The organism is Streptomyces sp. NPDC037290, assembly GCF_055603245.1.
In genome coordinates, this window is sequence record NZ_JBVJVZ010000003.1 from 699,255 (window position 1) to 717,088 (window position 17,834).

General features: G+C 69.1%; 15 protein-coding genes and 4 pseudogenes. 12 read left to right on the forward strand and 7 right to left on the reverse strand.

Going from position 1 to position 17,834, the window contains the following annotated elements; all coding sequences use genetic code 11:
* Positions 1-71 precede the first annotated feature (71 nt).
* Together ACZ7HQ_RS13935 and ACZ7HQ_RS13940 are read right to left on the reverse strand one after the other, a co-directional pair.
* Positions 72-428: a cupin domain-containing protein gene (locus ACZ7HQ_RS13935; protein WP_470988413.1), complete on the reverse strand. Its 357-nt coding sequence runs from the start codon at positions 426-428 to the stop codon at positions 72-74.
* A 282-nt stretch (positions 429-710) separates the two neighbouring features.
* Positions 711-1,616, reverse strand: a complete 906-nt coding sequence (locus ACZ7HQ_RS13940; protein WP_470988415.1) for a LysR family transcriptional regulator — start codon at positions 1,614-1,616, stop codon at positions 711-713.
* Positions 1,617-1,755: 139 nt separating this feature from the next.
* On the opposite strand from ACZ7HQ_RS13940, the gene ACZ7HQ_RS13945 reads away from it, so the two are divergent.
* The 3 genes from ACZ7HQ_RS13945 to ACZ7HQ_RS13955 all read left to right on the forward strand — a co-directional run bounded on the left by ACZ7HQ_RS13945 (position 1,756) and on the right by ACZ7HQ_RS13955 (position 5,318).
* Positions 1,756-2,451 (forward strand): type 1 glutamine amidotransferase domain-containing protein, encoded by a 696-nt coding sequence (locus ACZ7HQ_RS13945; RefSeq protein WP_470988417.1) that lies wholly within the window; start codon positions 1,756-1,758, stop codon positions 2,449-2,451.
* Between the two features lie 443 nt (positions 2,452-2,894).
* Positions 2,895-3,860, forward strand: coding sequence for a pirin family protein (locus tag ACZ7HQ_RS13950; protein ID WP_470988420.1), 966 nt, complete (start codon positions 2,895-2,897; stop codon positions 3,858-3,860).
* 951 nt (positions 3,861-4,811) lie between these two features.
* A complete protein-coding gene (locus ACZ7HQ_RS13955; RefSeq protein ID WP_470988422.1) occupies positions 4,812-5,318 on the forward strand; it encodes a MarR family winged helix-turn-helix transcriptional regulator in 507 nt (168 codons plus the stop codon).
* 3 nt (positions 5,319-5,321) lie between these two features.
* Here ACZ7HQ_RS13955 and ACZ7HQ_RS13960 read toward each other — a convergent pair whose 3' ends face one another.
* Both ACZ7HQ_RS13960 and ACZ7HQ_RS13965 read right to left on the reverse strand, forming a co-directional pair.
* A complete protein-coding gene (locus ACZ7HQ_RS13960) occupies positions 5,322-6,539 on the reverse strand; it encodes a PP2C family protein-serine/threonine phosphatase (RefSeq protein ID WP_470988425.1) in 1,218 nt (405 codons plus the stop codon).
* A complete protein-coding gene (locus ACZ7HQ_RS13965; RefSeq protein WP_470988996.1) occupies positions 6,517-7,083 on the reverse strand; it encodes a PP2C family protein-serine/threonine phosphatase in 567 nt (188 codons plus the stop codon). Before ACZ7HQ_RS13965 ends, ACZ7HQ_RS13960 begins: the two co-directional genes overlap by 23 nt.
* 893 nt (positions 7,084-7,976) lie before the next feature.
* Between ACZ7HQ_RS13965 and ACZ7HQ_RS13970 the strand changes: the two are divergent.
* Together ACZ7HQ_RS13970 and ACZ7HQ_RS13975 are read left to right on the forward strand one after the other, a co-directional pair.
* Positions 7,977-9,373, forward strand: a pseudogene (locus ACZ7HQ_RS13970) (bifunctional phosphatase PAP2/diacylglycerol kinase family protein); the annotation flags it as partial.
* A pseudogene (locus ACZ7HQ_RS13975) lies at positions 9,342-9,851 on the forward strand (phosphatase PAP2 family protein); the annotation flags it as partial. The pseudogenes ACZ7HQ_RS13970 and ACZ7HQ_RS13975, both read left to right, overlap by 32 nt.
* Positions 9,852-9,863: 12 nt before the next feature.
* Here the strand turns inward: ACZ7HQ_RS13975 and ACZ7HQ_RS13980 are convergent.
* Entirely contained in the window at positions 9,864-10,817 is a 954-nt protein-coding gene (locus tag ACZ7HQ_RS13980) for an AI-2E family transporter (RefSeq protein WP_470988427.1), read from the reverse strand.
* A gap of 266 nt (positions 10,818-11,083) precedes the next feature.
* Positions 11,084-11,260 carry a hypothetical protein gene (locus ACZ7HQ_RS13985; protein WP_470988430.1) on the reverse strand — a complete coding sequence of 59 codons (177 nt, stop codon included), beginning with the start codon at positions 11,258-11,260 and terminating at the stop codon, positions 11,084-11,086.
* Positions 11,261-11,453: 193 nt separating this feature from the next.
* Here ACZ7HQ_RS13985 and ACZ7HQ_RS13990 point away from each other — a divergent pair, with 193 nt between their 5' ends.
* From ACZ7HQ_RS13990 to glgX, 3 genes are all read left to right on the forward strand, one after another.
* Positions 11,454-11,873 (forward strand): STAS domain-containing protein, encoded by a 420-nt coding sequence (locus ACZ7HQ_RS13990; protein WP_470988432.1) that lies wholly within the window; start codon positions 11,454-11,456, stop codon positions 11,871-11,873.
* Positions 11,874-11,908: 35 nt separating this feature from the next.
* Positions 11,909-12,358: a hypothetical protein gene (locus ACZ7HQ_RS13995; RefSeq protein ID WP_470988436.1), complete on the forward strand. Its 450-nt coding sequence runs from the start codon at positions 11,909-11,911 to the stop codon at positions 12,356-12,358.
* Positions 12,359-12,697: 339 nt separating this feature from the next.
* Positions 12,698-14,638 (forward strand): glycogen debranching protein GlgX, encoded by a 1,941-nt coding sequence (gene glgX, locus ACZ7HQ_RS14000; RefSeq protein ID WP_470988439.1) that lies wholly within the window; start codon positions 12,698-12,700, stop codon positions 14,636-14,638.
* Between the two features lie 115 nt (positions 14,639-14,753).
* Here glgX and ACZ7HQ_RS14005 read toward each other — a convergent pair.
* Positions 14,754-15,506 (reverse strand): annotated as a pseudogene (locus ACZ7HQ_RS14005) (amino acid transporter); the annotation flags it as partial.
* A 37-nt stretch (positions 15,507-15,543) separates the two neighbouring features.
* Here ACZ7HQ_RS14005 and ACZ7HQ_RS14010 point away from each other — a divergent pair.
* From ACZ7HQ_RS14010 to ACZ7HQ_RS14025, 4 genes and pseudogenes are all read left to right on the forward strand, one after another.
* A pseudogene (locus ACZ7HQ_RS14010) lies at positions 15,544-15,776 on the forward strand (hypothetical protein); the annotation flags it as partial.
* Positions 15,777-15,915: 139 nt separating this feature from the next.
* Positions 15,916-16,062 (forward strand): hypothetical protein, encoded by a 147-nt coding sequence (locus tag ACZ7HQ_RS14015; RefSeq protein WP_470988442.1) that lies wholly within the window; start codon positions 15,916-15,918, stop codon positions 16,060-16,062.
* Positions 16,059-16,664 (forward strand): PRC-barrel domain-containing protein, encoded by a 606-nt coding sequence (locus tag ACZ7HQ_RS14020; RefSeq protein WP_470988445.1) that lies wholly within the window; start codon positions 16,059-16,061, stop codon positions 16,662-16,664. Before ACZ7HQ_RS14015 ends, ACZ7HQ_RS14020 begins: the two co-directional genes overlap by 4 nt.
* Entirely contained in the window at positions 16,661-17,092 is a 432-nt protein-coding gene (locus ACZ7HQ_RS14025) for a PRC-barrel domain containing protein (protein ID WP_470988448.1), read from the forward strand. Before ACZ7HQ_RS14020 ends, ACZ7HQ_RS14025 begins: the two co-directional genes overlap by 4 nt.
* Positions 17,093-17,834: the final 742 nt, after the last annotated feature.

The window sequence follows — 17,834 nt, forward strand, 5'->3', positions numbered from 1 at the left end:
ACTCGACCACGGACCGGGCCGCGCGCTGTCCGACCCGGTCCTGTGGGCGGGCGGACCGCCATGCCGCCCTCTCAGCCCTTCGCGTACTCCTTCGCCATGGTCCCGGCGAAGTCGAAGACCACGACCTGTTCGTCGCCCACCACCCAGGCGTCGTGGCCGGGCGCGCACACGAACACGTCGCCGGGACCGATCTCGGCCTCACCGCCGTCGTCCATGCGCAGGTGCATCCGTCCCCGCAGCACATAGCCGTTGTGGTGGACCATGCAGCTGTCGGTGCCCGCGAGCGGCGCCACGGACTCCGACCAGCGCCAACCGGGTTCGAACGTGGCCACGGCGAAGTCCAGCCCCGTCAGGTGCAGGGCTTCGAGGTGGCCGCGGGGGAAGTCGCGCCGTTCGTCCGGCTTCTCGACCGTCTTCACTTCCAGCATGACGGTGTCCTCCCTTCCGGCCGCTGACCGCGACCGGGGCCGGCCGCCGTCCCCCGGCGGCCTCGGACGGCACCGGCGCTGCGGCGGCGGCCGTACCCCACGCCACCATCGTCGGCCCCCCGCCTGTGCGCCGCCATCCGGGTCGGGCACCATGGTCGGCCCCGAGACTTCCGGGGCACCTCCCGCCACCGTGGTTCATGGAGTTGGGTGACGTCCTCACCGCCTCGGGGAGGGCAGCGGGCGGCGCATTCCACCGTGCCGGGCGGGCCGGGGCCCGTACGGCTACCAGGTGCGCGCCGCCTGCAAAAGGAGTGTGCGGACGCGGACCACGTCCGGGTTGTCGGGCGGGCCGGGGCGCTGGACCAGGAAGCCGGTGTTGATCGGCGGATCCTCCGGCTCCAGCAGCGCCACGAGCGCGCCGGACGCCAGCAGGTCCTGGCACAGATAGCGGGGCAGCACACCGAACCCCGCCCCCGCCGCCACCACGGCGAGAACTCCGCGCAGGTCGGGCACCGTCAGCGCGGCGGTGCGGGACAGGCGGCGGCCGAAGACGTGCCGCCAGTAGCGGCGGGCGATCGGCAGGTCCTCGGCGTAGGTGACGAGCGGGACGTCGTGCAGAGCGGCCGGCCCCTCGACGGCCGGCCGGTCCGCCAGCCGCTCGGCCCACACCGGCGCGGCGACGAGCACGAACTCCTCGTCGGTGAGCGCAACCGCGTGCAGGGTACGGCCCCGAGGGCGGGTGGTGGCGATCACCAGGTCGTGCCGGCCCGCGCGCAACTCCTCCAGCAGCGGATCGGTCAGCCCGGTCGACACGCGCAGTCGTACGCCCTCCGCGACCAAGGGCGCGAGGGCCGGCAGGGCGGTGGTGCACAGCAGCTCGGCCGGGCCGGCCAGATGCACGGGTTCACGGCGGGTGCCGGCGGCCGTGGCCGGACCCGCGGCAGCGGCCAGCTCGTCCAGGGGCGCGGCGATCCGGGCCGCGAGCTCGTCGGCGACCGGGGTCGGCGCGACCCCGCGCGGCAGCCGTTCGAACAGCTCCCGGCCGGTCTGCCGTTCCAGCGCGCGCATCTGCGTCGTCACCGTCGGCTGGGACAGGCCCAGCAGGCGGGAGGCGCCGGTGAAGGAGCCGGAGCGGTACACCGCGAGGAAGGTACGCAGCAGGTTCAGATCGAGGGAAGCGGTCTCCACGGGTCCGAGTATTCACCGGCCGGCATTCCCCGGCACCCATAGGAGATCCAATACCGGGCATTCGGTGTTTCATTGGTTGCCTATGGGTCGTCTCGCCTACGTTCTGTGTCGGAAACCCAAGCTCCGGGAGAAGGAACCCATGTCGAAGATCCTGTTCGTGCTGACCGGTGCCGACCACTGGACGCTGGCCGACGGCACGCCGCACCCGACCGGCTTCTGGGCGGACGAGGCCGTGGTCCCCTACCGCGCCCTGAAGGCCGCCGGTCACGAGATCGTCGTCGCCACACCGGGCGGCGTGGTGCCGCCGGTCGACCGGGCGAGCCTCGCCGCCGAGGTCAACGGCGGCCAGGAGAAGGCGGACGACATCGCCCGCACGCTGGAGGAGATGACCGAGCTGCGCACGCCGGTCAAGCTCGCGGAGGTGGAGCTCGACGACTTCGCCGCCGTGTTCTGTCCCGGCGGACACGGGCCGATGGAAGACCTGGCCGTGGACGCCGACTCGGGCCGGCTGCTCGTGGCTGCCCTCGACTCCGGCAAGCCGCTGGCCGTGGTCTGCCACGGACCGGCCGCGCTGCTCGCCGCGGACCGGGCCGACGGCGCCAACGCCTTCGCCGGCTACCGGGCGACGGCGTTCACCAACGAGGAGGAGAGGCAGGCCGGTTTCGCCGAACGGGCCAAATGGTTGCTCCAGGACCGGCTGACCGCGGCGGGCGTGGACGTCGAGGCGGGCGAGCCCTGGGCGCCGCACGTGGTGACCGACCGCAATCTGATCACCGGCCAGAACCCGGCCTCCGCGGGCCCGGTCGCCGAGGAACTGCTGAAGAGGCTGGGCTGAGACGGCCGCCTGACGACGACGGTGGTGACCCGCGGGCGGCGGCCGTCGCGGAGGCGACGAGGACGTACGTCCCCTCCCCGGGTACCTCGACGGTTCAGCCGCCGTCGTCCGCGGCGACTGCCCGGCCGAGTTGCCGCCCGCCGAGCGAGACAAGGGTGACCGCGGCCCGGCCGGCACCGGATCGTCGGCCCCGCGCACACACCCACGCACCGGCGTCCCACCGACCCCGGCCCGTCCGAGCCCACCGCCCGGGACGGCTCCGCCGGCCGCGGGTGCCGACGCAGCGTCGGTGCCGGTAAATCGGGTCGTCGACGTGTGCTGTGCGCTGGGTCCAGGAGCTGTGCACGCGCCCCGCATACAAGTCAGCTGATTGACTCATCCCAGAAAAAAATGCGCGTTTCCGCACTCACCGGTACGACGCCCGCCCCGCTAAGTTGGGCGCCATGAGCAATCTTGACCGCGCGCCCGTGCCCAGCGTCTGCGGCGGCCGCGGATTCGTCGTCGCGGAGCCCGTGCGCGAGCTGCTGAGCCCCCGTCAGGTGAGGCTGGGCGAGTCGACCGAGGTGCGCCGGCTGCTGCCGAACCTCGGGCGTCGCATGATCGGCGCGTGGGCCTTCGTCGACCACTACGGCCCGGATGACATCGCCGACGAGCCGGGCATGCAGGTCCCGCCGCATCCGCACATCGGGCTGCAGACGGTCAGCTGGCTGCACGAGGGCGAGGTGCTGCACCGCGACTCGACGGGCAGCCTGCAGACGATCGGCCCCCGGCAGCTGGGCCTGATGACCTCGGGCCGCGCGATCAGCCACTCCGAGGAGACCCCCCGCCCGCACGCCCGCTTCCTGCACGGCGCCCAGCTGTGGGTGGCGCTGCCCGACGAACACCGCGACACCGAGCCGAAGTTCGAGTACCACCCGGAGCTTCCCACGGTCACCGCGCCCGGCCTGACCGCCACGGTGATCCTCGGCGACCTCGACGGCTCCGCCTCGCCCGGTACGACGTACACCCCGATCGTCGGCGCCGACCTCGCCCTCGCCCGGGGCGCCGACGTACGCCTGCCGCTGGAGCCCGACTTCGAGTACGGCGTCCTGGCCATGTCCGGCGAGCTGGATGTGGACGGCGTACCGGTGCTCCCCGGCTCGCTGCTCTACCTCGGCTGTGGACGCTCCGAACTGCCCCTGCGCGCCGAGTCGGACGCCGCGGCCATGCTGCTCGGCGGCGAGCCGTTCGCGGAGGAGCTGGTCATGTGGTGGAACTTCGTCGCCCGCTCCCAGGAAGAGATCGTACAAGCGCGAGAGGACTGGATGAAGGGGGTTCGTTTCGGCGAGGTGAAGGGCTACGACGGTGGGCCTCTGCCCGCACCCGAGCTGCCGGCCGTGCCGTTGAAACCACGCGGAAGGGTGCGCTGACCTGGGGAAACGCCGGAATCGCTGTCCAGACTTCCCGACATTTCCTCCCCTCATGCGATCAACTCCGCCGACGCAGTCGCTGGGAGCCCGTCCACCCGGTGATTGTGGACACCCAACAGACCTGGAAGCTCGCACAAAGGATCTCCGGCCCAGGTCTGCGCCCCGGTCCCTCGCCGCCATGAGGAGCATCCCGCAGCGAGGGAGGCTTCGGCGCCGAATCTTTGAGAGCGTGACCGGGTCCCCGAAGTACTCGGCAAGCTCCAGACTCTTGGCCGTCCACCGGGCCGCCGTGCTCAGTCGCTCTTCTGGAAGGACATTTCCCAGGGCGACCCCGAGCCCCACGCGGGCACGGGCAAGCAGATGCAGGACGTCCCCCTCCGTGTGTCCGTCTTCCACCCGGGCCTCAAGGCGGGCGACCAGTGTCCACAGTTCAGCAACCGCTTCCGCACCAAGGACAGGGTCGAACCAGCCGTGGCTGGACCGATCTCCACAGCAGGTGCCGGTGCCGTCGCGTGAGGCGCTGGGCTGGCTTCTGGTCTGGCGCGGCTACGGGCCGTCGGGTACCGGTGCCCAGCGCCGGCACGGCGGTGTGAACTCCACGGAGGGCGCCGGCAGCTCGCGAGGCTGGCTTCGCCACAGACAGCGGAGGTCACCCGGCGCTCGGCATCCACTCGCCCTCACGGGTGATGACTGCTCTGCGAGTGCAGAGGTCGCCCGTGCCGAGGACGTCGGGAGGAAGCCAATCGGTACGCGCAGCCGATCACTGGGTGGCGGGGGTGGGTGGCCGACGGTGGCCAGCCGGGCGCGGTGGTGCTCAAGCAGGCGCCGTGCCCTTCACTGTCCGGGCGGTACCAGTCACTGCAGAAACAGCGTGTACCCCTTGTCTTCGGGTACAGCGATTGAATGAGGATTGCCTTGGCAGCATGCGGAACTCACTGAAAGCGATGTGTCGTGACCCGTCTCGACGACTCCGGCGGCGACCGTGTGGAGGGACCGGGCGACAGCCCGGACACAGTCGCGCTGGAGATCGCCGATGCCGTGGAGAGTCTGACGAACCTGTGGTCGCTGGCTGCGCAGGAGTCGGCCCTGCGCCTGTCTCTGCACCAGCTGCGGGCTCTGCGTGCGCTTGAGGCGGCACCGGATCTGAATCTCACCGGATTGGCAGAGCGGCTGGACATAGGACTTCCCACGGCCAGCCGGCTCTGCGACCGGCTGGAGGCGGCGGGGATGCTGGAGCGTAAGGTGCATCCGGAGAAGCGCCGCGAGGTCCGGCTGAGTCTCACAGTGCAGGGGCGCCGTGTGCTGGACGATGTGGCGGAGCGGCGGACCCAGGCTCTGACGGTTGCACTGGGGGCCATGGAGCCGGCGGAACGGTCAGCGCTGAGCCGTGGGATGCAGGCGTTTTTCGCCGCTAGGAGTGGGGCACTGCCTCCGGCCGAGCCACCGGACGCGCGGTGAGGGTCAGGCGCCTTCCGGGGTGAGCCGTGCTCTCTCGGCGGCTCTGCCGGTCCAGTCGAGGCAGACGACCGCGGCATCGGAGGTGAGGTCCTTGCTGCCGAAGTGTTCGATCAGGCCGGCGACGACCGCCCGCGCCGTCTCGTGCGGCGGGGTCTGGCGGGTCGCGCTCAGGATCTGGCGCAGGGCGCGTTCCCCGAAGATGTCTCCGGTCGCCGAGCGGGTGCCGTGCACGCCGGTGCTGATGGCGACGAGGCGGTCCCCGGGTTCCACCTGGAAGGTCTGCTCCTCGTACGGGGTCTCCTCGAACATGCCCAGCGGGAGCTGCGCTTCCAACTCGATCAGATCGATGCCGGTGGCGCGCAGGCGGTACAGCTGGGGGGAGCCGGCGTCGACAGCGCGCACGGTTCCGGTGTCCAGGTCGAAGCGGAGCAGCAGCGTCGAGGCGTACACCTTGCCGCCGTACGTGGCGTACACGGCCTGGTCTGCCAGGGCGGCCTGGTCGGCGAGGCCGATACCGGCGCGGCGGGCGTTGCGCAGGGCGCTCACCGCGAGGTTGGTGAGCAGCGAGGCATCGATGCCCTGGCCCATGCCGTCGGTGACAGTGAGGGTGAGATGGTCGGCGCTGGTGGACCAGTCGAAGTTGTCGCCGCCGACGGCGTAAGCCGGCTCCAGGTGGGCCCCGATCGTGTACTCCCGGCGTGCGCAGCCGCTCCCCGGCAGGAGCTGCCACTGCATCTCGGCGGCGAGGGTGAGGCGGCGGGTACGACGGGCCTGCAGGTACAGGTCGGTGTCCCGACCGGCGGTGGCGACCTCGTGGCCGAGCGCTGTGGCGAACTCGCCGAGCCTGAGCACAGTGGCCGGGTCCGCGGAGGTGGCGGGTAGGCGGGTGGAGAGGATGCCGAGCCGGTCACCGCGGACAGTGATGGGCAGGTGGACCCGTTCCATGGTCGTGTCGGGGATGACCTCGACCACCGGTCTCTGGGTGGTGAACGCGGTGCCGGCGGGGCCGTCGTGCGCGGAGACCGGCTCGCCGGTGTGTGGCAGGTGCGTGACGGGTTGCAGCACTGTCAGACCGTAGTCGGCCAGGAGCAGTGTGACGTCCTGTGCGCCGAAGCCCTCGGCCAGGAGGGATCCGGCGGTGGCGACCAGCGCGTGGGGCGGGACGGCGCGCAGTCGGCTCTCCGCGGACGAGAACGGTTCAAAGGCATTCACGGCGTCCACCCTCTCCCCTTGTGGCCTCCACGCTATCGCGGTGATGGCTGGATCCGGACCGGTCGGGCAGGACCACGGCCGGCCGCTGCGGGGATTCGTTACCGACTGTGTCCGGCATCGCTTGCCGGGTGGTGCGGCACAGCAGGAGGCAGACGTCGTCGTCGCGTTCGGAGTCGTGCACCAATGGCTTGAGGAGTGACTCGGCACAGGTTTCGAGATCTTCCAGGTCAGACTCGCTCAGAGCGGCCAGCGTGCGGCTGAGCAGCTCGATACCCGGGTCGAGCCCGTGGGCACGCCGTTCCACCAGGCCGTCGGTGTACAGGACGAGCATCGAACCGGGCGGCAGTTCGGCCGTGTGGTCTTGGTATGCGTAGGGCAGGGGGACGCCCAGCATGAGACCGGGTTTGGTGTCCAGGACTCGTACGCTGCCGTCGGGCGCGCGGACAACGGCCGGCGGGTGTCCGGCTGCGGCCCACGCGATCTGTGGGTCGCCGGGCCGGAAGCGGGCGATCATGGCGGTCGCGTACAGGTTCGGCTGCAGATGGCGCAGCATGCGGTGCAAGCGGGTGAGGATCTGTGCGGGGTGGCCGACCGGACGGCACAGGGAAGATGGACGACCTCGCGCAACTGATCCAGCAGACGATGCGCCGCCGACACCTGACAGCCCAGGCCATCGCCGAGCAGACCGGCATTCGTACGCCTCCGGGTCAAAGCGTTCGCAGAAGACGGCGCCAACGGCCCTATCCATCCCACCGACGACGAACTGCGGGAACTCGCCCGCGCCCTCTGCCCGCCGCTGTCAGCGGTTCTGGGAGGCGCACATAGCAACTGCTGCGGGCACAGCGAGGCAGACTGCTGAGGCGCACGGCGCGCTGACAGCTTCCCGCTCCACCTGCCGGACATTGCGTACGCGGCTCTTCTTCTCATCTACCCCGCGCCCTGTCAGTCACAGAGGCCTGGTCATCACCGCACACCCAGGCAAGAGCCGTGCGAACCCCATGCAGGAAGTCAAGGCTGGGATTTCGAGCAGAGCAGCGGCAGCGTCCAGCTCAGACGTCAGCTGAAGCAGATCAAGGGTGCCCCGGCCTCCTCGGCCGGTTACTGGTGGATTCTCGATCCGCCCGAGGGCCCACTCGTATGCTGCAGCCGCCCGTGCACGTTCGACTTCGGCGTAGGGTCGCGCGCCCACCCGCGCGACAGCGCCTCCGTTTCTGTCCTCAGGCAAAGTCACGTTCTCGACATGCCCCTCTTCGTCGGGTCTCCGGTTGCGCCCTTCGGGTGGGCTGCTCTGGACGCCGCGCAGGCACCAAGTCGGGCCGGTCAGCTTCCTGCGAGCAAGTGAGCCGGACTTGGGCCTGCCTGCTTCGGAGCTGAGCGGGCATACGGCGGTGAGCCGGAGGACGCCCTCCGGCCGGACATGCCGAGAGACGTGATCAGCGGGTACGGATGCCGACCGCTGTATCGGGGACACCTGCCGAGTTGCCCGGTGAAAGACCTGGGCACCGCCCCGGCGTCGCCAGGAGCGGCAATTCCGCAGTGCCGCACGGAATCGGCTGGTCCGCTGGATGGATCGGCGCGCTGACCGCGTGTCAGGCGACGTTGATGGTGGGCATCGGCCTGCTGATCACCGGCCCCGCCCATGTTTTGTGGCCTCTGACGGTCGAGGACAAGGTCGACGAGGCCTTCGAGCGGATGCGCACCGGCTCTCTCACCGCGTTGTCCTCGGTCACGTCGGAGGCCGGCAACACCCCGACGGTGATCACCGTGACTCTGTTGAGCTGTCCGGGCCTGATCCTGATCCCCAGACTGCCGATGTGGCGGCAGGCCGCCTTCCTCGCTGTCGCCGTGTCCTTGCAGTCGCTGGTCTTCCTGGTCATCACGGTGGCGGTCGACCGCCACCGTCCGGACGTGCACCGTCTCGACGGCTCGCTGCCCACCTCCAGTTACACCTCCGGTCACACCGGTGCGGCCACGGCACTCTATGGCGGCCTGGCGGTGCTGGTGCTGTCCCGGTTGCGCGGTCCTTGGCGGAGAGTCGTGGCCGGCCTGCTGTTCCTCGTGCCCGTCGCGGGGGGCCTCGCCCGACTGTACCGGGGCATGCACCACCCCACCGATGTCGTGGGCGGGCTCGTGAACGGCTGCCTGTCCCTGCTGATCGTCGGACGTCCCCTGCTCACGGACGGATTCGTGACTGCTCCGCCCGCCGCCTCCCCGCTTCCCGCCGCCGCCGACCGCGCGGGGCGGCCGCCTGGTCACGCCGCCGTGATCTTCAATCCCACCGTCACCGACCGGACCGACCGTGACGCCCTGCGCCGGGTCCTGAAACGACACGGCTATGACGCACCGGTATTCAAGGAGACCTCCGCCGACGACCCAGGGGGTGGCCAGACCGCCGGCGCTGTCCGCCAAGGTGCCGTGCTCGTAGTGGTCTGCGGCGGCGACGGCACACTTCGGGCTGCTGCCGACGCCCTGGCGGGCAGCGAGGTCCCGCTCGTCCTGGTGCCCTGCGGAACCGGCAACCTCCTCGCCCGCAACCTCGGCCTGCCGCTGTCTCCTGCCGACGCCCTCGATGCCGCGCTGCGCGGTACGACGCACCGCATCGACCTCGGCCGCATCGACGGCGACGGCCTGGCCGCCACACACTTCGCCGCCATGTGCGGCGCCGGCCTCGACGCCGCGATGCTGGAGCGCGCCAATCGCAGCGGCCGCACCAAAGCCGTTCTGGGCTGGCCCGCCTACGCCGTGGCACTTCTCCGCGTGCTGCGCGCCCCCCGGATGAGGGTGAGCATCCGCCTCGACGACTGCCGGCCCTGCGCCGTACGGCTCGCATGGACCGCCTGGCTGCTGCACCGCAGGGCGTGGCGCCTGGCCGCCTGGGCGGCGGTGACCGCCGTGGCCGGCGGGCTGATCGGCTTGCTGGTCAAGGCGGTGGTGGAACGTGAGCGACCGGCTCTGCAGGACCCGGTGGCGCACGCCCCGGGCTACTCCTTCCCATCCGGCCACGCCATGACGGCCACCACGTCCTTCGCCGTCCTCATCCTGGTGCTCCTGCCCCTGGTACCGAAGGTCTGGCGGACTGCCTGCTGGGGCGTCGCCGTGTTCAGCGTGCTCGGCGTCGGCTTGAGCAGAGTCGCCCTCGGTGTGCACTGGTTCAGCGACGTCCTGGGCGGCTGGCTTCTCGGCCTGGCCGTCGTCGCCCTCACCACCTGGGCCTTTGAAGCGTGGCGTATCGGCGCCGGTCTGGGGCATCCCCCGGTGAGCGAGGGCCTGGAACCCGAACTCGCAGAAGCCACGCCTGAGCCGGGCCGGTCGCGCTGGTAGGGACTCGGGCGGTCAGGATGCGTCGGTGCGGGGGAAGACGTACTCGTCCAGCAGGATGCCGATGGCAACGGCAGCCGGTACGGCGACCAGAGCACCGATGATGCCCAGAAGAGCGCCGCCGACGAGGACGCCCACGACCGTGACCACCGGGTGCACGTCGACGGCATACTTCATCGCGCGGGGCATGATCAGGTAGTCCTCCGCCAGTCGGAAGCCCACATAGAAGCCGGCTGTGGCACCCGCGACCGGCAGGGAAACCGACAGGGCGACCAGGCTCACGGCCACCCCGGCCACCGTCGACCCGACGACCGGGATCAGGTCCATCAGCGCCACGAAGAAGCCCAGGGCGGCCGGATAGGGGACACCGATGGCCGCGCACCAGGCGAAGGTCGCGAGCCCGGCGATGCCCGACGTCGCGAGGTTGGCCAGCATGAACCGGCCCGTCCGGGTCAGGATCTCGTCCGTCACCGTCTCGACCCGCGCGCGCCTGCTCGCGGCGACGAAGCGGAATCCGAACTGCTTGATCTCGGGCAGGGCGACCATCAGGTAGATGGTCACGACCACGACGATGACGGCCGATGTGACCAGACTGAGTACCATCCTCCCCGCTCCCAGCAGCCCGCCGAGCACACTCGAGCCGCCGGAGGCCAGAGCTTTGCGGACCTTGGAGATCAGGTGGTAGCGGTCTTCCAGATGGCCGAGGGCAGTGTGCCTGTCATGCAGCTGCGTCAGCCACTTCGGAATCGCCTTGACCAACGAGTTGATCTCATCCGTGACCGGCTGAGCAATCAGCGCGACGAACCCCGACAGGCACAGCAGGAATGCGAGAAGAACGACCAGAACCGCCCAGCCGCGACGTACGCGGTGCCTGGTCAGGAGGGCGACCAGCGGCTCCAGACCGATCGCGATGAAGACGGCCGCCAAGAACAATGACAGCAGCTGTCCGATCTGCAGAACGGTGTGCACCAGCAGCCAGGCCAGAGTCCCCCCGAGTCCCAGAGCGAAGCCGGCCCGCAGCCACGAGCCGCTGCGTTCAACGGGTCGTGGCCAAATGGTTCCGAGTCCTCTCCTCCCCTGCCCGCCGACGCCTGACTCTCTGGCAGCGGCCCGGGTTCCCCGTACCGCTCCGTTCGCCGCCCGCCCACGCCGGCGTGCGCGGGCGGCGTAGATGCGTGTCATGAGCAGCCCTCCTCGGCGCGCGTCAGACGGTCTTCTCAGAGCCACGGCAATCTTCAGCGTCTGCGACCGCCGACAGTCCAGCCGCCTCCCAGTCCCGCGAGGTGCAGGGCCAGAACGGTGAGGCCAAGGAGCATGACGTTGGTCGAGGTGAAGGTGTGGTTGGTCGTGATATCCGCCGCGTTGATCAAAAAGGCGATGAAGAACAGGGCAGCAGAAACAATGGCCAGCATGGTTTGTCTCCTATACGGGTGACGTCCGTGGTGCACTGCACTGCGAATTCCCAGCACCTGGCGACTCACACCGGCTGTGAGCAAACCCGCCGAGTCTCGTCGACACCGTCCCGGTTGGGCGGAGACATTTAGGGCAGACAGTGCTTCACGGGTACGACCTGCGTACCGCGAAGGATGGTGGGGAGGGCGTCGGATGTCCCGTGTTCCTTCGGTCAGGCAGACCCACGCCGGCCACTGTCTAATGGCTTCCTTCAGTGGCGACATGGATTACCTGACCGGGCCGATGTTTCGAACCGAGTTCTTGAACCTCATCGATTCCGGCGCACGGTTCATCGTGCTGGACCTCACTGGTGTCCCATTCTGCGATTCACGACAGCTGCTGAAGCTCCCCGGCGTCGACAGGATTCTTGACGTCTACGATGCTACGGAAGACGCCATGACGGACCTTGCGAGCCGCCGTGACAACAATTCGGGGAATGAGGGAAATGTCGACCCTCGAACGAGGACCGCATCACCCAGACGACCGACCGATTCTGCATATTATTCATCTCCCGCCCCAGCTCATAGCATTTTCGAACACATAGACGGGGCTGACGATCCTTCGGTCGGGTAAGCGCGTACGCAACGGCGTCGAGGAAAGGGGAAACCATGTCAGTGGAACCCGAACGTGCCGAAGCGAGCCCTGCTGCGGAACACGCCGCCGAAGCGATGATCAACTTGTGGAAGCGAGCCCATGAGGACGTCGCTCCGACGGTTTCCGAGGAGCAGATGCGCGTTCTGCTCGCCCTGAGCACCGAGCCAACCGATCCTGATCGCATTGCCGGGGACCTATGTGTCAGCGCCTTGGGGGCAACCCGTTTGCTCGACCACTTGGCTCAGCGCACGCTGGTACGGCGGCTTCCGTCCGGCGAGTTCTCTCTCACCGGCGCCGGACAGTGTGTGCTCGAAGCGACGCGTCAGCGCCGTCGGCAACTTCTGGAACAGACACTGGTGACCGCCGCGCCACCGGACCGCCCGGTACTGCGGGACGTGTTCAACCAGCTGTACGGAGCTGTGAGCCCCTTGACGCGAGTGCCGCGTAGCCGCTCGCCGCTCTGATCGACAAGGCCCGCTCAAGACCGCGCGGGCAGTGATCTGCACGACAGCATGATGCCGCGGGATGCGCCGAGCGCACTGAAACAGCCGCTGCCCGCCTGTCCCTCCGGGGCCCAGGAAAGCAGACTCGGCCACTCAGGCGCGTCCCTTGGACGTACGTCAACGATGTGCTGCGACGTCATACTCGTCATCCTTGGTCGTACAGAGCGCGCCATGCGCATGCTCACCGGGGACGAGGGCAAAAGGGAAAACAAGGCGGGGCTGCCCACCGTCCGTGTTGGGGAGGGCCATGACGTGCGTATCTGGCAGGAAAGCACCGAGGTAGGCCCGCGACCGGGACAGATGTCGCCCTTGGGCGCGGCCTTCGACGGTGCGGGGACGAACTTCGCGGTGTTCTCAGAAGTGGCGGAGCGCGTAGAGCTGTGCCTCTTCGATGAGGACGCCGCCGAGGAGCGCATCCCATTGAAGGAAGTGGACGGCTTCGTCCACCACATCTACTTGCCGGACGTCGGCCCGGGCCGGCGCTACGGGTTCCGCGTCCACGGCCCGTACCGGCCCGAGCGCGGTCAGCGCTGCAACCCGGGCAAGCTGCTGCTCGACCCTTACGCCAGGGCGATCGAGGGCGAGGTCGAGTGGAATGAGGCACTGTTCCCCTACCACTTCGACGCTCCCGGCCGGCGCAACGACCTCGACTCGGCGCCGTACGCGCCGAAGTCAGTGGTGGTGAACCCCTTCTTCGACTGGGGCAACGACCACCCACCGCACACCCCGTATCACGAGACCGTCATCTACGAGGCCCATGTGAAGGGCATGACGGGGACGCACCCGGCGATACCGGAGGCGATGCGCGGCACGTACGCCGCACTGGCACACCCGGCCATGCTCGACTACTTCGTCAAGCTGGGTGTCACCGCGGTGGAGTTGATGCCGGTCCATCAGTTCGTCCAGGACCACGCGCTGGTGGAGCGGGGGCTGTCCAACTACTGGGGGTACAACACCATCGGCTTCTTCGCCCCGCACAACGCCTACTGCTCGTCCGGGCAGCGGGGCGAGCAGGTGCAGGAGTTCCGCTCGATGGTCAAGGCCCTGCACGAGGCGGGCATCGAGGTCATCCTCGACGTCGTCTACAACCACACCGCCGAGGGCAACCACCTCGGGCCCGTGCTGTCGCTGCGGGGACTGGACAACGCGGCCTACTACCGCCTGTCCCCAAAGGACTCGCGCTTCTACTGGGACACCACCGGTACGGGCAACAGCCTGCGGATGAACCACCCGCACACCCTGCAGCTGATCATGGACTCGCTGCGGTACTGGGTGACCGAGATGCACGTCGACGGCTTCCGCTTCGACCTGGCCGCCACCCTGGCCCGGCAGTTCCACGAGGTGGACCGGCTGTCGTCGTTCTTCGACCTCGTCCAGCAGGACCCGGTGATCTCCCGGGTGAAGCTCATCGCCGAACCCTGGGACGTCGGCGACGGCGGTTACCAGGTCGGCAACTTCCCGCCGCTGTGGACCGAGTGGAACGGCAAGTACCGCGACACCGTACGCGACTTCTGGCGCGGCGAGGGCGGCACGCTCGGTGAATTCGCCTCCCGCCTCACCGGCTCCTCCGACCTGTACCAGAACGACGGCCGTCGGCCCTACGCCTCGGTCAACTTCGTCACCGCGCACGACGGCTTCACCCTGCGCGACCTCGTCTCGTACAACGGCAAGCACAACGAGGCCAACGGCGAGGGCAACCGCGACGGCGAGGACCACAACCGCTCGTGGAACTGCGGCGCCGAAGGCCCCACCCACGATCGCGGCATTCTCGCCCTCCGCGTCCGCCAGCAGCGCAACCTCCTCGCCACCCTGCTGCTCTCCCAGGGCGTACCCATGCTGCTGCACGGGGACGAACTCGGCCGCTCCCAGCGCGGCAACAACAACGCCTACTGCCAGGACAACGAACTGACCTGGATCGACTGGGCACAGGTCACCGAAGGAAGCGAGCTGCTCGACTTCACCCGTAAACTGATCTCCCTGCGCCGCGAGCACCCGGTCTTCCGTCGGCGTCGGTTCTTCAGGGGACGGGCGGCGCGGGCATCCGGCGAGGCGGTGCAGGACATCACCTGGTTCACCCCTGCCGGGCGGGAGATGACCGACACCGACTGGGACACCGGCTTCGCCAGGTCCCTCATGGTCCATCTCAACGGCAGGGCCATCACGGAACCGGACCTGCGGGGCCTGCGGGTGGAGGTCGAGGGCCGCTCCATGCTCGTCCTCCGGGCCCACCAGGACAGCTGAACTCAGCTCACGTGGACCCGCGGCCGTCGCTCCGGGCCCCGCTGGGCACGGCGCAGTACCGCGATCTTGACACCGTCGGGCCGTGCGACCACATTGGCGACCAGGGTGTAACCGAAGCCATGCCGCAGCGCGGGAGATACCGCGGGGCGAGGTTCAGCAGGCCCGCGAGCACGGACGCTCCGGCGAACCACAGGATGGCGATGGTCGAGACGTCGTACACCGTGCCGCCCGCTTCGACGAAGTACTGGTGCGCCAGGTAGGCGAGCGCGCGGCCGCTGGCCGGTCCGCCGCTCTTGAAGGCGTCCTGCCGGATGAAGACCAGCAGAGCCACGCCAGCCATGGCCCATGAGGAGCTGTGCGACGCCATCAGCGCGTCCGCCCAATGGTGGATCCGCACCCGATGGCCGATCACGTGCCAGGCGGCAACGGCGAGCACACGTTGACCGCAAGTACGCCGATGAGGAAGAGCGTGATCGGCATGTTGGCATTCTGCAGCCAGTGCGGAGCGAACGGGTTCTGCACGACGTGCGCGGCAGCGTCCGCGGCCGACAGCGTGATGGTGATCGGCAGCGCGCCACACAGGGTCAGCACTATCAGGACCAGGGTGGCCAGGGGGACAGCAGGCCGGCCGTGAGTGCGGCGATGCCGGGCTGGTAGCCGAGCGTGGAGAAGTAATCGACGCCGGTCAGGCACATGACCCGCCACCGCCGGTGCCCCTCGTGCTCGGAGTGCGGTGCGGGCCAGGGTGGCGGGTCGTCCGCTGACTCAGCCCCTGCAGAAGCCACGCCCGCCACCGGGCACCTGCGGAGGCCGTCTCGGACGCGCAGGGTCTGCTGCTGCCGGTGTCCGTCACCTCCACGTCGGTCATCCAGTCCCTTCCGGCGTCGCGGCTTGTTGGCGGCCGCATGACCGCCCCCGTGCAGCCGATCGAAGTCCTGCTCGTCGAGGACGACCCCGGCGACGAACTGATGACCAAGGAAGCCTTCGAAGGCAACAAAATCGGCAACACCCTGCACGTCGCCCGTCCGCGACGGAGAGGAAGCCCTCGACTTCCCCCGTCGACCTCGATCAGTTCATCGCTGCCGTACGCCAGATCGACGAGTTCTTCGTCACTGTCGTACGCCTGCCCCGGCGAAGTCACTCCCAGGGGTGGCCTGGTCCGCCGACTCCTACCGCGGAAGGCGTGCGAACCGGTACTGCGGGCAAGCGGATAGCCCGGGGACCGCCGGACAGAACGACAGTCAACGGCAAAGACGGACGGTAGGAGGAGGTCGGCGATGGAGTGGTGGAGCTGGGTGATCTTCCTCATCGCGGCGGTGGGCTTGCTCACCGCCGCGACGTTGGCGGTTCAGGCCAGACGCCGCAGCGGCACGGTGATCGCGGTACGTACGGGCCACCGGCCCAGTCGGGAGGGTCCGCAGTGAACACACTCATGCTGGCCTCGGAACTGACCAAGCGGGTGGTCGTGACGCTGGGCGGCGAAGCCGTCGCACAGATCCGGGACACCGTCTTCGACGCTCAGGCGGGACGGATCACCGGCTTCACCCTGAGCGGGCGCGGCCTGCTGGCCGGCCCCCTCAAGGAGAGCCTGCCCTTCTCCGAAGTACACGCCATCGGACCGTCCGCCGTGATGATTCTCAGTGAGGCGGTCCTGGAGAAGCGGGACTTGGTCGTGGGAGCCGGCGAAGCCGCACACGGCCAGGTCATCGGCGCGCCCGTCCTCACGGATCAGGGGACGGAGATCGGCACGGTCCTGGATGTCGTGATCGAGGCCGGCAGCAGTGGACGGGTGATCGGCTTTGAGATCGCCGCCAACGCAAACCTGGACGACCAAGAGCAGAAGGTGTTCATCCCACGCGGAGAGACACTGGCCGTCTCCGGACGGGCCCTGGTGGTCCCCTCGCACGTCCGCCACTTCGTCGCCGACGACCTGCCCAGCTTCAGCGCCCAGGTCGAAGCCTTCCGCACGCACACCGCCGAGCCGTACGCCGACACGGCCGCTCTCGGAAAAGGAGGCCAGGCATGATGCTGTTCACCCAGGCCCAGGGCCTTCCCGTGATCACCGCGGAAGAGGCCGAACCGCTTGGACGAGTGGAAGGCCTGACCATCGACGCGCACACAAGGAGCGTCGCCTGCCTTCACCTCTCCGGAGCCCCGAAGCACGCTACGACCATCGCCTGGAACGCGATCGAAGGGATGGGACGGGACGCCGTCATCGTGCACTCCCGCGCCGCTACCGACCCTGATCACCACACGTTCCCTGCTCACCAAGAGGCGATCGGACACTCCGTCCTGACCGAGGACGGCACCGCCCACGGCACTGTCAAGGACATCGCCTTCGACGACACGACCGGACACATCCGCAGGCTGTACACAGCTCTCGGCGACATCTCCGGAGACCGCCTCATCGGTCTCGGCTCCTACGCCGTCGTGGTACGCGTCGACTCCGTTTGACGAGGTTCACGCTCGTGGCCGCTGGTCAGACCAGCGACGGCGCGCGCCAGGTCGGCGGTCAGCAGAATCGGCGAGCCGGTCGTTGACGGCAACCGTGTCGCTGTTTCCGCTCTTGCGTGTGGAATCCAGCAGGCTCAAGCCTGTCGACGGCCCCCACCATCACCGGCGGATGGGGCGGGACCGCAAGATCCGCCGACAGGCGGATCGGGGGAGGCTCCGCGGCTGTCATGGCCTCCAGCAACTCCTGGGGGCCTCCCCCGCCCATCATGCCGACCGCCGTTCCTGACCAGCTCTCGTCCGGTTCCCATGAGCTGGTGCCGAAGGCACCGGGTCGTTTGTCTGCGCGGGACCAAGCCTGCGCTCCCCGGGCTTGCGAGAGACATGACAAGGCCCTGCACGGCCCGGCCGACCGCTCGGGCACCGGAGAGACGACGCGGCAGAAGTGACCGTAAGGACTCAACAGCTGAAACCAGAGAGCCAATCCCCTTCGCAGATCACTCCAGGGCCCAGGCAGCCGCCTGGGCCTTTCCGTTCACCGGTGCCCATGTCTGGTAGGCCGCTGGGGACCACTGCCATGGGGACCAGGCCGCTCAGGCGCCGTGGTCGTCATATTACTGGCTTCCCATCGAGGGCGAGATCGGCGAGGTGAGGCGCCGGCGCGATCGCGGGGATGGAGCGTGAGCGCCGGAGGTGTCAGCCGGCTGCGTCGAATCCCCGTACGCCCACGTCGGCGACGTGCAAG